Origin of the sequence: Lactobacillus sp. M0403, assembly GCF_016101265.1 — a bacterium.
GTDB lineage: Bacteria > Bacillota > Bacilli > Lactobacillales > Lactobacillaceae > Lactobacillus > Lactobacillus apis.
In genome coordinates, this window is sequence record NZ_JACFQV010000003.1 from 177,729 (window position 1) to 192,591 (window position 14,863).

General features: G+C 37.0%; 14 protein-coding genes. 13 read left to right on the forward strand and 1 reads right to left on the reverse strand.

The genetic code is table 11. The annotated features are described in order from the left end of the window. The first annotated feature begins 327 nt into the window (after positions 1-327). From ezrA to mreD, 10 genes are all read left to right on the forward strand, one after another. Complete coding sequence (gene ezrA, locus H3T48_RS05485; RefSeq protein WP_198188810.1) at positions 328-2,043, forward strand: septation ring formation regulator EzrA; 1,716 nt, start codon at positions 328-330, stop codon at positions 2,041-2,043. Between the two features lie 214 nt (positions 2,044-2,257). Further along, on the forward strand, positions 2,258-3,415 hold the full coding sequence (locus H3T48_RS05490) for a cysteine desulfurase family protein (protein ID WP_074425725.1): 1,158 nt from the start codon (positions 2,258-2,260) through the stop codon (positions 3,413-3,415). A 6-nt stretch (positions 3,416-3,421) separates the two neighbouring features. Next, entirely contained in the window at positions 3,422-4,639 is a 1,218-nt protein-coding gene (gene thiI, locus H3T48_RS05495) for a tRNA uracil 4-sulfurtransferase ThiI (protein ID WP_046306689.1), read from the forward strand. A gap of 278 nt (positions 4,640-4,917) precedes the next feature. After that, positions 4,918-7,557, forward strand: a complete 2,640-nt coding sequence (locus tag H3T48_RS05500; RefSeq protein ID WP_198188811.1) for a valine--tRNA ligase — start codon at positions 4,918-4,920, stop codon at positions 7,555-7,557. A 2-nt stretch (positions 7,558-7,559) separates the two neighbouring features. Further along, positions 7,560-8,834 (forward strand): folylpolyglutamate synthase/dihydrofolate synthase family protein, encoded by a 1,275-nt coding sequence (locus tag H3T48_RS05505; RefSeq protein ID WP_198188812.1) that lies wholly within the window; start codon positions 7,560-7,562, stop codon positions 8,832-8,834. Beyond that, positions 8,824-9,501, forward strand: a complete 678-nt coding sequence (locus H3T48_RS05510; RefSeq protein ID WP_198188813.1) for an HAD family phosphatase — start codon at positions 8,824-8,826, stop codon at positions 9,499-9,501. The genes H3T48_RS05505 and H3T48_RS05510 overlap by 11 nt, the downstream gene beginning before the upstream one ends. A gap of 38 nt (positions 9,502-9,539) precedes the next feature. Further along, positions 9,540-10,163, forward strand: coding sequence for a RadC family protein (locus tag H3T48_RS05515; RefSeq protein ID WP_046306698.1), 624 nt, complete (start codon positions 9,540-9,542; stop codon positions 10,161-10,163). A gap of 97 nt (positions 10,164-10,260) precedes the next feature. Continuing rightward, on the forward strand, positions 10,261-11,265 hold the full coding sequence (locus tag H3T48_RS05520; RefSeq protein WP_187157856.1) for a rod shape-determining protein: 1,005 nt from the start codon (positions 10,261-10,263) through the stop codon (positions 11,263-11,265). Positions 11,266-11,316: 51 nt separating this feature from the next. Next, on the forward strand, positions 11,317-12,165 hold the full coding sequence (gene mreC, locus H3T48_RS05525; RefSeq protein WP_198188814.1) for a rod shape-determining protein MreC: 849 nt from the start codon (positions 11,317-11,319) through the stop codon (positions 12,163-12,165). Further along, positions 12,165-12,698 carry a rod shape-determining protein MreD gene (gene mreD / locus H3T48_RS05530; RefSeq protein WP_122034998.1) on the forward strand — a complete coding sequence of 178 codons (534 nt, stop codon included), beginning with the start codon at positions 12,165-12,167 and terminating at the stop codon, positions 12,696-12,698. Before mreC ends, mreD begins: the two co-directional genes overlap by 1 nt. Before the next feature lie 44 nt (positions 12,699-12,742). On the opposite strand, the gene H3T48_RS05535 is transcribed toward mreD, so the two are convergent. Further along, complete coding sequence (locus tag H3T48_RS05535) at positions 12,743-12,874, reverse strand: DUF4044 domain-containing protein (protein WP_122035000.1); 132 nt, start codon at positions 12,872-12,874, stop codon at positions 12,743-12,745. 102 nt (positions 12,875-12,976) lie between these two features. Here H3T48_RS05535 and H3T48_RS05540 point away from each other — a divergent pair, with 102 nt between their 5' ends. From H3T48_RS05540 to rsmH, 3 genes are all read left to right on the forward strand, one after another. Continuing rightward, entirely contained in the window at positions 12,977-13,303 is a 327-nt protein-coding gene (locus tag H3T48_RS05540) for a DUF3397 domain-containing protein (RefSeq protein WP_122035001.1), read from the forward strand. A 172-nt stretch (positions 13,304-13,475) separates the two neighbouring features. Continuing rightward, a complete protein-coding gene (gene mraZ, locus H3T48_RS05545) occupies positions 13,476-13,907 on the forward strand; it encodes a division/cell wall cluster transcriptional repressor MraZ (RefSeq protein WP_122035003.1) in 432 nt (143 codons plus the stop codon). Positions 13,908-13,915: 8 nt separating this feature from the next. Next, entirely contained in the window at positions 13,916-14,863 is a 948-nt protein-coding gene (rsmH, locus tag H3T48_RS05550) for a 16S rRNA (cytosine(1402)-N(4))-methyltransferase RsmH (RefSeq protein WP_198188815.1), read from the forward strand.

The window sequence follows — 14,863 nt, forward strand, 5'->3', positions numbered from 1 at the left end:
TTGCAGCGTCGGTTACTCGTTCACTAAAACGTATTAAGATGTTGACGTTCTTGCCACTTATAGCTGCAAATATTTTACACGAAGTCTATTATAGCTACCTTGGGCTATTTAAGCAAGGAAAACCGGATGTTTCTAAGCGGTTTTTAAAAAAACAAGTTAAATTTAGGCCAATTTGGTAATTATTATATTGATAAATTAAAAACGTCAGGAAAAGGTCATATTAATGGTAGATTTTAGCATTCAATTAAGATAGTTAACTTCTTTCAAATCAATCCGCACTCCGTTAAAGAAGTTTGGTATAATTGAGGGTAGTTTTGGAGGAAAAATATGACATCAACTCAGTCCATAATTGTAATAATTGCAATTTTAATTATCATTCTTATTGTAGCATTTATGCTCATCATTAATCGGAGGCAATTGCGAGAAATTATTGAGCTTGACGATATGATTACCAAGATTGACAAAATGGACTTGGGCAATGATATTGCTAAGCTTGATAAGATTGATCTTGCCGGGGAGAGTCTAACAACTTTAACAACATGGCGTAAGAACTATGAACAAGCAACTAGTAAGAAAATTCCGGAAGTTCAGGAATTACTAGAGCAAGCTGCAGAGCAAAACGCACATTATCAGCTTTTTAAGGCAAACAAAAATATTAAGCAGGCTCAAGAAATTATGAAGCCAACTTATGATGATGCCAAAAACACAAAAGACGTTTTTACAGAATTGCTTGAGTCAAATCGCGAAAATCAAATGGAATATGATGATTTGAATAAGAGCTACCAGGAGATGCGTAAAGAGGTTTTAGCCGATTCCTTTAAATATGGTGTTGCACTTGATCAAATTGAAACTGAACTTGGTGCAATTGAAACTGACTTTACTGAAGCCAAAAGTTTAACTGCGCAGGGGGATCAAGTTGAAGCTAAGCGCGTTTTATCTAAAATAAAAGCAGCAATTAATTCGATTGGCACAAAATTACCTGAAGTTCGCGAGGCCCAGCATGAGCTTGACACGGTTTTTCGTGAACAGTTAAGTGAACTAACTGATACCTACAAAAAAATGGCTTCTTCAAAATATTGCATTACTAAGGTAAATGTTTTAGAAGAAATTAAACAAATTCGTGTTCAAGTTGATGATGCTGAAAAGTTATTAGCTGAATTAAAAATGGCAGATCTCAAGAAGGAGCTTAAGCAAATTAAGTCTGAAATAGATGGCCTATATGATGTTTTAACGCTAGAATACAAAGCTCGTCCGTTTGTTGAAAAGAATCAAGATAAAATTCAACGCTTACTTGCTCATGCACAAGCTGAATCCAAAAAGCTAGTTGAAAAATTGCGGCATATCGATGAAAGCTATGAGCTAACTCATGGCGAACTAGCTGAAAGTCGAAAACTGGAACAAGAAGTAAACGATATGAATCGGCAATATACTGTAGATACTCAGAATATTGCTGATGGAAAGGGCGTTTATTCCGAAATCAAGACTTCTTGGCTCAGCATGATAGAGCGATTACGTGAAATTAGCGATGAACAGAAGAGAATGTCACAAGACGTTGATGGGCTTTACGATGCTGAAAACGTAGCTAATGATTCAATCAATCGCTTTAAGCAAGAAGTTTCGTTAGTCTATCGCCGTTTGGAGCGTAAGAAGTTACCTGGTAATCCTGATACATTTATTCAAATGTACACGCTAGTAGTTAATGAAATTGGTCATGTTGCAAAAGAGTTGAGTGAAGTTAGAATTAATATGGAAAAAATTTCTAACGAGTTAATTCAGATTTCAGACGACGTTGAACGACTAAAAAGAGAAGCAGATGAAATTATCAATTGTGCTGACTTAGTTGAGTTAACCTTGCAATATTCAAACAAGTACTCTAATCATGATTCAATTAAACAGGCACAAAAGAAAACAATGCAACTTTACAGTATGGATTATAACTATAAGGATGCACTTGATACGATTGCAACAGCAATTGAAAAGGTCGAGCCTGGATCATATCAACGACTTGAGAATCTTTATTATTCTGACAAGAAGAACAATTAGACAATCTGATATAAATAAAAAGCTGTATTTATCTAAATACGGCTTTTTACTTGTAAATGGTTTTATAGCGAGGCTCTTTTGGTAATTTAAACGGAAGAATTAGGGATGAGCGACTTGTATTTAAATTATTGCATTGAAGCTAGATTTGATTTAAGCTACAATTTATTAGTTAATGGACATTCAAGCCAATTGGGTTTGGAAGGGAGTAAAGCTTGTGATATATTTTGACAACAGTGCTACCACTAAAATTGATCCCTCAGTTTTAGCGACTTATGATCAGGTTGCGCAAACAATCTGGGGTAATCCATCAAGTTTGCACAAATTAGGTGACCGGGCATTTCAATTATTGGAGAGTTCGCGAAAACAGATTGCTAACCTATTGGGTACGCAAGCAGATGAAATTTTCTTTACTTCTGGTGGAACTGAATCAAATAATTGGGCTATTAAAGGAACAGCTTTTCAAAAACGTAAATTTGGTAAGCATTTAATTACTTCTAGTGTTGAACATGCTTCTGTTACCAATGCGTTTAATACTTTAGAGTACTTAGGCTTTAATGTTACGAGGTTACCAGTGGATAAAGAAGGTAGAGTTAATGTCAATGATCTGCGTAATGCAATTGATTCTGATACGACTTTAGTTTCGATTATGGGTGTTAACAACGAAATTGGCACCATTCAACCAATTGAAGAGATTAGTGATTTACTATCTAATTATCCAAATATCATGTTTCATGTTGATAATGTGCAGGCATTAGGTAAAAATATTTGGTCACGTGTTTTTACACCACGTGTTGATTTTTCAAGTTTATCTGCACATAAGTTTCATGGCCCTCGTGGTACTGGTGTTTTTTATAAAAAAGAAGGCAAAATGATTGCTCCGCTCCATGATGGTGGGGGACAAGAAAAGAGTCTTCGTTCAGGTACTGAAAATTTGCCTGCAATTGCTGCAATGGCCAAAGCAATGCGTCTGATTTTGGCTGACGAAGCTGAAAAAGCAGCACGTGAAGAGGCAATTAAGGCAAAAATTGTTAATTACTTGCAAGATAAACCAGGCATTACAATTTTTTCACCAGTTTCAACTGGTTTTGCGCCACATGTTCTTTGCTTTTCGCTTGAAGGCATTCGAGGTGAGACTCTCGTTCACACGCTCGAAGATCATGATATTTATACTTCAACAACGTCTGCTTGTGCTTCAACTAAAGTGGATGAAGCAAGTACTTTGATTGCAATGAATGTTGATGACAAAATAGCTACAAGTGCAATCCGCATGAGTTTTGATGAAACTAATACACTGGATGAAGCAGATGAATTTATTAAAGTTTTTGATCAAATTTATCGTCACTTCGCTCAGATAAATCATTTAGGAGAGTAGTTTTTAATGGAATATACGGAAATTATGATTCGCTACGGCGAGCTTTCAACCAAGGGAAAGAATAGGAAGGACTTCATTGGTCGCTTAGCAGGAAATGTAACTAAAGTTCTGCGTGACTTTCCGCAAGTCGAAATTCATCCCAAGCATGATCGCATGCATATTGTTTTAAATGGTGCACCATTTAAACAAGTTGATCAACACTTAAAAAAGGTTTTTGGTATCCAAACCTATTCCCCAACGATTAAGACTGAGAAGACTTTAAAGGATATTGAGGAAACGGCCTTAGCCTTAATGAAGGAAACCTATCACGAAGGGATGACTTTTAAGGTTAATACCAAGCGTAGCGATCACCATTTCACTTATGATACCAACGAATTGAATTTAATGGTTGGTGACTATTTGTTTGATCACATGTCCAACTTAAAAGTTGAAATGAAGCATCCCGACATTGTTTTGAGAATTGAAGTTCGTCAAGATGCAGTTTACATTTCTGATGAATTGCTCCATGGTGCTGGCGGAATGCCGGTTGGAACGGGTGGAAGAGCAGTAATGATGCTTTCAGGTGGAATTGACTCTCCAGTTGCTTCCTACTTAGCATTAAAACGTGGTGTTGACATTGAAATGGTTCATTTTTATAGTCCACCATACACAACTGAGAAGGCTTTGAATAAGGCAAAAGAGTTGACTGGAATTTTGGCAAATTATGCTGGTCGAATTAACTTCATCGCTGTTCCATTTGCTGAGATTCAAGAAACTATTAAAGAAAAAATTCCTGAGGGCTACTTGATGACAGTTCAACGTCGTTTCATGTTAAGACTTGCTGATTTGATTCGTGAGAAGCGTAAAGATTTAGCGATTTTTAACGGAGAATCTGTTGGTCAGGTTGCTTCACAAACATTGGAATCAATGGCTGCAATTAATGATGTGACGACTACACCTGTCCTTCGTCCTGTTGCAACAATGGATAAGACAGAAATTATCAGTTTAGCTGAAAAAATTGGCACTTTTGATTTGTCAATTCAACCGTTTGAAGATTGCTGTACTATTTTTGCACCACCACGTCCAAAGACAAAACCGAAAATGGATAAAGCACGTGAATATGAAGCTAGACTGGATGTCGATGGTTTGATAGAACGTGCGCTTGATGGTATTGAAGTTACACCAATCTACCCAGATGAGAAATTCCTGGCTAATAAAGCTGAGGAAGATACTGCATTACTGTAAAAAACATGCTATAATGGCAACAAAGTAATAATCAAGAGGTACTAATCTTATAAATAGAGAAAGGTCCATTGTTGGTGAAAGACCGAAGGAAGATTAGTTGGTAGCTTGATTGAAAACTGATTAGCTGAACTGGTAGTAAGCTAGTCCGGTGATTTGCCGTTATCATGTTTTAAGAGAGGTAGGACCTAGTCTTACCTAACTTAGGTGGTACCGCGGTTAATTAGATCGTCCTAAACAATTTTTAAATTGTTTAGGACTTTTTTATTGGGAGGAAAAATATGAAAGATTTAGCACCTAAATATGACCCCCGTGAGGTTGAAGAGGGCAGATATCAAAAATGGCTAGATCAAGATTTGTTTAAGCCATCGGGTGACAAAAAGGCACATCCGTATTCAATTGTTATCCCACCTCCAAATGTAACTGGAAAACTGCATTTGGGTCACGCTTGGGATACTGCAATTCAAGATACTTTGATTCGTTATAAGAGAATGCAAGGTTATGACACTTTGTATTTGCCAGGGATGGATCATGCTGGCATTGCTACGCAAGCTAAGGTTGAAGCTAAGTTGCGTAAACAAGGCAAAGATCGTCATGAAATGGGACGTGAAGCCTTTGTTAAGCAAGTTTGGGACTGGAAAGATGAATATGCTGGAATAATTAAGAGCCAATGGGCTAAGTTAGGCTTATCACTTGATTATTCCCGTGAGCGTTTTACGCTTGATGAAGGCTTGTCAAAAGCTGTTCGTCGCGTTTTTGTTCAATTATATAATGAAGGTTTAATTTACCGTGGCGAATATATCATTAACTGGGACCCAGAATTACAGACGGCTTTAAGTGATATCGAAGTTATCCACCAGGATGATCAAGGTGCATTCTATCATATTAAATATCCATTTGCTGACGGCTCTGGTTTTGTTGAAATTGCAACTACTCGTCCTGAAACAATGTTTGGTGATACTGCTGTTGCAGTTGCTCACGGTGATGAACGCTACAAAGACATCGTTGGTAAAGAATTAGTTTTGCCGTTAGTGGGACGTCACATTCCTATTATTGAGGATCAACACGTTGACCCTGAATTTGGAACTGGTTTGGTAAAAATCACACCAGCTCATGATCCTAATGACTTTGCTGTAGGTAATCGTCATAATTTAGAACGAATCAACGTAATGAACGATGACGGTACAATGAATGAGAATGCTGGTAAATATGAAGGCATGGATCGTTTCGAATGCCGTAAAGCAGTAGTCGAGGATTTAAAGAAGCAAGGTTACCTAATTAAAGTTAAGCCAATCGTTCACTCGGTTGGACACTCCGAGCGTTCCGGTGTTCAAGTAGAACCTCGTTTATCAACCCAATGGTTTGTTAAGATGAAGCCATTGGCTGAAAAGGTTTTAGAAAATCAAAAAACTAATGATAAGGTTAACTTTGTACCTAAAAGATTTGAACAAACACTCGAGCATTGGATGGAAGATGTTCATGACTGGGTTATTTCACGCCAATTATGGTGGGGTCACCGAATTCCAGCTTGGTATAACAAGAAGACTGGTGAAATGTACGTTGGTGAAGAAGCGCCAAAGGACATTGAAAACTGGGACCAAGATCCTGACGTATTAGATACCTGGTTCTCAAGTGCATTATGGCCATTTTCAACGATGGGCTGGCCAGATGAAAATTCAGAAGATTTTAAACGTTATTTCCCAACAAATGCTTTAGTAACAGGATATGACATTATCTTTTTCTGGGTTTCCCGTATGATTTTCCAAAGCTTGCACTTTACTAACGAGCGACCTTTCAATGATGTAGTTCTACATGGATTAATCAGGGATGAACAAGGGCGCAAGATGAGTAAGTCATTGGGTAACGGTGTTGACCCAATGGATGTAATTGATGAATACGGTGCCGATGCCTTACGCTGGTTCTTACTTAATGGTACAGCTCCTGGCCAAGACACACGTTATAATCCAAAGCAACTTGCATCTGCTTGGAACTTTATCAATAAGATTTGGAATGCTGCTAGATTCGTAATTATGAATTTACCAGAAGATGCACAACCTGCTCATATGCCAGATAAAGCTAAATTTGATTTAGCAGATGGTTGGATTTTTGATTGCCTAAATCATACCGTTAGTGAAGTTATTCGGTTATTTGATGACTATCAATTTGGTGAAGCTGGTCGTGAATTATACAACTTCATTTGGAACGACTTCTGTGACTGGTACATCGAAATGGCCAAAGTAGCTTTGAATGGTAATGATGAAGAATTAAAAGCAAGAAAACAAGATAATTTAATTTGGATTCTTGACCAAATCTTGCGTTTACTACACCCAATTATGCCATTTGTAACTGAAAAGCTTTGGCTCTCAATGCCACACGATGGTGAGTCAATTATGGTGGCTAAGTATCCTGAGGCACATGCTGAGTTTGAAAATGAGCAAGCGCGTCATGATATGGCTTTCTTGATTGAAATTATCAAAGCAGTTAGAAATATTCGTACCGAAGTAAATGCGCCATTATCATCTTCAATTGACATTATGATTCAACTAGAAGACGCTAAGAATGAAAGAATTTTAACTGATAATGAAGATTACGTTAAGAACTTCTTACATCCAAAGGAATTGACTATTTCGACCCAAATTGCTGCACCGAAACTTGCTAAAACTGCTGTTATTTCAGGTGCACAAGTCTTTATCCCATTGGCTGACTTAGTGAATGTTGATGACGAAATTAAGCGGATGGAAAAAGAAGAAAAGAATCTTCAAGCTGAAGTTGATCGTTCAACTAAGAAATTAGGCAATCAAGGCTTCGTTGCTCATGCACCTGAAGAAGTAATCGCTAAAGAAAAAGCTAAGAAAGCGGACTATGAAAGTCAACTCGAAAGTGTACGTCAACGAATTGAAGAATTAAAGAAGGGTGAATAAAATTGTTTTTTACCAACGCTCAAGATGTGATTAAGCACTTATATTCACTTCCTAAACTACATGAAAAAGCTGACCTAACCTATATTAAGCGCGTCTTAAAACTATTAGGAGATCCACAAGATCAGGTGAAAACGATTCATGTTACGGGCACAAATGGTAAAGGATCTACTTCTTATTATTTGAGTAATTTGTTGCAAAAGGCCGGTCAAAAGACTGGCCTTTTTGTTTCACCGTACATTTTTGAGTTTAATGAGCGAATACAGTTAAACGGCCAAAATATTAGTGATTCTGAGTTGGTTAGAATTACTAATCTAGTTGAAAAAGCACTCGACCAAATTAGAGTCGAAGATCCCAGTTTTGCTTTAGTGACGTTTGAATATGAAGTTATCATTGCCTTCGTTTACTTTGAACAAGTTAAATGTGACTATGCCGTGATTGAAGTTGGAATAGGCGGCGAACATGACAAAACAAATGTTATTACTCCAGAAGTTAGCATCATTACAACTGTCGGACTTGATCACGAAGATGTAATTGGTCCCACATTACTTGATATTGCTCGTGAAAAAAGTGGAGTTATCAAAACCAAGCGGCCAGTTGTTCTAGGTAATCTACCTAAGGAAGTAATGCCAATTATTGAGGAGAGAGCTCGCGAAGAAAGTGCTCCAATAAGAAAATTGGGTAAGGACTTTTTCGTTTCGGATGACCCAAAAATACGTTATAGGGATAACAATAAAAAGTTATCTTTCAATCTTAGACCAGAAGTTGAGGGCTTTGACATTGCTGTCGCGGTTCAAGCATTTTCGCTTTTACATTTGCCTTTAGCGCCTGATGAAATTGAAGAGGCGATTAATCAGACAATTATTCCTGGTCGTTATCAAGTATTACAGTCTGAGCCATTAATCATTTTAGATGGAGCTCACAATATTCAAGCAATGCAGAACTTGCTTAATTTTATTCATGAGCAAGCACGCCTTCGTCATAGCACGGTTCGCATTTTAATGATGATGATGCGTGATAAAGATTTAGACGAGGTTTTCTCATTATTCCAGCCAACAGATCAAATAGAATTGACAACGATTGATTATCCTCGTGCCGCTAAAAAAGAAGACTTTCCAAATTGGGTTGTGCAGAAGTATCCATACCACGAAAATTGGCAATCAGCCTACAAGCAATTAAAACTTGAAAGTCAAGCAGATGATATACTATTAGTAACAGGATCGTTTTATTTGGTGGGCGAAGTTTTACATTTAGAGGAGAATGCCAAAAATGAAAATTAATGGTATTGATGCAGAAATTAGCGGTATCCTTTTCGATATGGATGGATTGCTGGTTAATTCTGAAAATTTGTATTGGAAGGCTAACATTCAAGCTGCTAAAGAAGCAAATTTGGGCATTCCAGATGACACATATCTCAAACTTGTTGGCTCAACCAATAATGATATGCAGGATTTTTACCAAAAGTACTTTTCTGGTGATGAGCAACGTGATCGCTTTATTAAGCGGACTGATGAATTGGTTTGGCAGTGGACGAATGAAGGAAAGCTAAAATTACGTCCTGGTGTCCAACAAGCACTTGATTTATTTCAGGAAAAGCAGATACCAATGGCGGTCGTTACAAGTAATACTGAAGATGTGGTAGAGCAGAATTTATGGATGACGGGAATTAGAAATTATTTCCAATTTCACTTGAATTATGATGATGTAAAGAAAAATCATGTAAAGCCTAAACCAGCACCTGATATTTATCTGCTAGCTGCTAAAAAATTAGGAATACCGCAAAATAATATTTTGGCTTTTGAAGATTCATCAGCTGGCTTACAATCTGCTGTTGCTGCCGAAATCAAGTGCGTAATGGTACCTGATTTAATTCCAGCAAGCGATAGTGATAAAGAAATTGCTGCAGAAGTTTGCAGCGACTTTTTCGCTTTCTTGAAAAAAGTTTAACGTCTTTTTGCGTATTAAATAGTGAAAGGAATGATTTAATGAAATTTATTAAGTCCAGACACTATTTGATAGACACTGATATTGTGATTTTGACTAAGCTGTTTGACCAGCTGAAGAAAGTTGGAATAACTGATTATGATCAGTTAATTAAGAGACTAAATCAGTTGAATATTGTTAGCTTTGACGATTTACTTGAATATTTGTCTGATTTCAAATGTGATGATAAAGTTGCAGTGATGGGCGAAATGGTGCTTGAGCGTTTACGGATGGCTGTCTATGATCGTGATGCAGTGCTGACTTCTAGTAATGAAGTGGGGATGTATTTAACGGACAAGCTGGCGAATCGTAAGCAAGAAGAATTGTGGGCTATTTATATAGATAATAGCAACCATATAATTGCTGAAAAATGTTTGTTCAGAGGCACACTAGATAAGTCTGTGGCCCATCCGCGTGAAATTTTTCGTTGGGCATTGATATATGCATGTGCTGGTGTTTTTGTTGTTCATAACCATCCAAGCGGCAAATTAGTGCCATCAAAAAGCGATTTAGAGTTGACCAAGTTGTTGCACAGCGCAAGTGATATGCTACATATCGACTTTTTGGATCATTTTATCGTTGGAAAAGGGCACTATTTAAGCATGCGCGAGCATCAATTGTTTTAAGTTCGTCTTAAAGTTTATACTGCGCTTCTTTTTTAAGTCTGAGTTTATGCTATAATGATTCAAGATTTAGAGACTGCAGTAATAAGGAGAGATTTTCGTGTTTGGATTAGGAGCAAAAAATATTGGTATCGACTTGGGTACAGCAAATACACTTGTCTATATAGAAGGTAAAGGGATAGTTTTAAGAGAACCTTCTGTTGTTGCTAAAAATACTCATACTAATAAAGTAATCGCTGTTGGTTCAGAAGCCAGAGAAATGATTGGTAGAACCCCATCAAGCATCGTTGCAATTAGACCGATGAAAGATGGTGTTATTGCCGATTACGATACAACTGCTTCAATGCTAAAGTATTTTATTGAGAAGACCGTTGGTAATTCTAAGCCTTCAGTAATGATTTGTGTTCCATCTGGTGTAACTGAAGTAGAAAAACGAGCAGTAATTGATGCTGCTCGAGTAGCTGGTGCGCGTGAAGCTTATGTGATTGAAGAACCATTTGCTGCTGCAATTGGTGCTGGGTTACCAGTAATGGATCCTACCGGTTCAATGGTAGTTGATATTGGTGGTGGAACAACAGATGTTGCAACCATTTCACTTGGTGGAATTGTATCTTCAACTTCAATTCGTCAAGCAGGCGATAAGTTCAATGCTGCTATTGTAAATTATGTTCATTCCAACTTTAATTTGCTAATCGGTGAACGTACTGCTGAAGATATTAAGATTCAAATTGGATCTGCATCAGTTGAAAAAGCAAAAGATATTGAGTCAGTTAATATTCGTGGTAGAGACCTGGTTACTGGTTTGCCAAAATCAGTTGATATCAAGGCAGAAGATGTATCACGTGCCATTCAAGACGTTGTTCAAGATATTATTGTTGCTATTAAAGAAACACTTGAACAAACATCACCAGAAATTGCTGCTGATGTTATCGACCATGGTATTGTCTTAACCGGTGGTGGTGCCTTACTTAAGAATTTACCTGATGTTATTTCTGAGGCTACAAAAGTTCCTGTATTCATTGCTCAAGATCCACTGGACTGTGTTGCAGTTGGAACAGGTGAATCTCTCAAAAACATTGAAATAATGCGTAGAAGTCGCAGATAAAATTTTAAAAGCCGGCTATTTTTGCCGGCTTTTCTTTAGGGATCATTCCAGATGAAGAAATTTCTACAAAATAAAAAATTATTATCAGTTTGTATTGTTGTTATTGCTCTTTTTGCAGTGATTGGTGGCTCTGTTAGTTTACGTAACAAGAGAAATACTCCACTTGTAATTCAAAGTTTAGGCAATGATATTGTTGCAGTTGGTGCCAGAGTTGTTGATTTTCCAATCGGTATAATTTCTGGTGGCTTCAACAATGTTAATGATCTGCTAAATACACAAAATGAGAATAATTACTTAAAAAGTCGTGTGTCTGAACTAGAGCAAACAAAAGCGCGTAATTCTAGCCTTGAAGCAGAAAATAAGCAGCTGAAGTCAGCTTTAAAACTTAAGAAAACTCTTACTGATTTTGATCAAGTTAATGCGTCAGTAATATCTCGTTCTCCTGATAGTTGGACAGATATCCTGGTTATCAATAAAGGGACAACTTCTGGCTTACGTAAAAATATGGCTGTAATGTCTGGCGGTGGTGTTATCGGACGAATTGTCGAAGCAGATGCAGCTTCCGCAAAGGTTGAATTAATCACAACTACTGATAAGTCGGCTAACCGTTTCGCCGTGGAAGCTGAAGCGACTAACGGGAAAAAGGTTCATGGCATTATCACTGTTATTGGAGATAAGACACTGGCATTTACTCAAGCAGTTGATAGTAAGAAATTAAAGCAAGGCACTAGGATATATACTAGTGGAATGGGAGGTAATTCTCCTAAAGGCTTACTAATTGGAAAAGTTGCGGCTACAACTCACGATTCTTTTGGGCTATCTGACTTGATAAAAGTAGATCCTGCTGGTGAATTGAATGACCCAACAACAGTAACCGTAATTAAGAGGACGGTGGACTGATGAGCTCGTTAAAGAAATATACACTAGCATTTGCTTTATTCATCACCTTAGCTTTAAATGGTAGTCTTTCATTATATTTGCACCCATTGTTTGGCTTTAATAATGGAGCAAATTTATTACTACCAATTGGTATGATGCTAGTTGCATTAATTGATGATATTAACCAAAAAGAACTTTGGCTAGCATTCGGTACAGGCATTGTAAGTGATATTTTTTTCTTTGGTATCATTGGTGTATATACAGTTAGTTTGCCGTGTGTCTGCTGGCTTTTGCAAAAAGTTGCTCGTTTTTTACCAGAATTGTTTTGGGCTAGAGCTATCTTTACATTAATTGGAACAATTTTCTTAAATGTTTATAATTGGCTGTTCTTTAACCTAACTGGCATCACTAAAGTATCACTAGGGATGCTAATAAAAGGCTTGCTACCGACTCTTTTATGGTCAGCTGCTTTCATTATACTTACGTACTGGATTTGGAACTGGTTAGCCATAGAGTTTCCATTTATGGTAAAGCAAGAGAATTATCGTTCTTAAATTCTCTGTAAACAAAAAAAACGTGAGATCATTTCTCACGTTTTTTATTCGAAAAAGCCGATTTGGCTTAATGCCTGAACGACAACAGCTGCTAAAGTAATAATAGCCATTAGCCATGCCATAAAAATAGTTAACTTTTCAAAACCTGATTTTTTCTTTTTACGTCTTCGCGTCATTTGTTGACCTCCTGTTTGAACAATATTTTATTCTACTTAATTATTTTTTTCAAACGGCTAATAGGATAAAATAGAAACAAAGTAAGTAGAGGAAGAACAAATATGCTTTTAATCTTTGTGTTACCCATCATTGGAATAGTAATAGCTGTCTTACTAAATAAGTTTTTTCCAAAAGCAAAATTTAGAGGCTATGACATTTTACCGTTTTTTTTAATTGCGGCTTGTCATTTGATAGTCGTTCAAGAAAAGAGACCAGAATTTTTGCCATATGGCTTTTTCGTGTTTTTTATTTTAGTAATAATTATTGCAGTTAGTGAGGCAATAAAAAATAAAAACATTTCATTGGGTAGAACAATGAGAGAAATTTGGGACTTTTTAACTATGAATACCATTTTTTGGTATGTTGGTTTATTATTTTTGATGATTTAAGTGGGCATAATTCACCACCGGCAAAATAAGCTTAAAAGATTGAAATCTTGCAAAAAGATTTCAATCTTTTTTTATTTTTAAACGTGAAAAAATAAAAAAGTGAAAAAATGTACTAAAAAGTGGTAGAAAGTGGTGGAATGTGGTAAATTATTATTTGGAAGGGGGCTAGACCATGTTCATGGGTGAATTCCATCACAATCTTGACAGCAAAGGGCGTTTAATAATTCCCGCTCGTTTGCGTACTCAAATTGGTGATAAGATGGTATTTACTCGTGGGATGGAAGGCTGTATTTTTGGCTACACACTTGATGAGTGGCAAAAAATTGAAGCTAAGTTAGCAAAACTTCCATTAACTAAGAGGAATGCGCGTAGTTTTACGCGATTGTTTTACTCTGGTGCAATGGAATGCGAGTTTGATAAACAAGGACGTGTTAATCTGACCACAACACTGAAGGAACACGCTTCCTTGGTTAAAGAATGTGTCATCGTTGGTGTATCCGACCGAATTGAAATTTGGGCCAAGGAACGCTGGGAAGAATTTAGTGAAGACGCTAATGAAAACTATGATGATATCGCAGAAGATTTGGATGATATTGAACTATAAAAATGACTATGGAATTCAAACACACCAGTGTACTCTTACATGAAACAATTGAAAATTTAAATCCCCAAAACGGTGGTCTATACGTAGACGCAACTTTTGGCGGTGGCGGACATGCAAAATATTTGCTGAGCAAGCTTGAAAATGGAACGCTTATTGGTTTTGATCAAGATGAATATGCAATAAAATCAGCACAGTTGAACTTTGCTAGTTTATTAGATCCAAATAGTGACCCTAAACTACAGTTAGTGCACGACAATTTTAGTCATTTAAAGAAGAATCTGGTTGAGCTAGGTTATCAAAATGGCATTGACGGTATATACTATGATTTGGGTGTTTCATCTCCGCAATTTGATCAAGCAGGACGCGGTTTTTCTTATCGTTTTGATGCTAGATTGGATATGCGTATGGATCAAAGTCAAAGTCTTGATGCGTATCAGTTAGTGAACAACTCCAGCCAAAAAGAGCTAGCAGATATTTTGTACAAGTTTGGCGATGAAAAATATTCACGACAAATTGCTCGTAAAATCGTTGAAAGAAGACAGAACAGACCAATAGAAACAACTTTTGAATTGGTAGAGGTTATTAAGGAAGCAATTCCTGCGTTTGCACGTCGAACTGGGGGACATCCTGCTAAAAAGACATTTCAAGCATTACGCGTGGCTGTTAACCATGAGCTTGATGTTTTGCAGGAGTCACTTGAGGAGGCTATTGAGCTCTTAAAGCCCGGTGGCAGAATTAGTGTAATTACCTTCCAGTCTGATGAAGACAAAATCGTAAAGAATATTTTTAAAAAATATTCTGAAGTTGAAGTACCAAGAGGAATGCCAATGATACCAGATAGCATGAAGCCAACACTTCGCCTGGTCAATCGGAAACCAATTGTTGCTTCTAAAGAAGAGTTGGAAAACAATAACCGCTCACACAGTGCAAAGTTGCGAGTTGCGGAAAAATTGTGA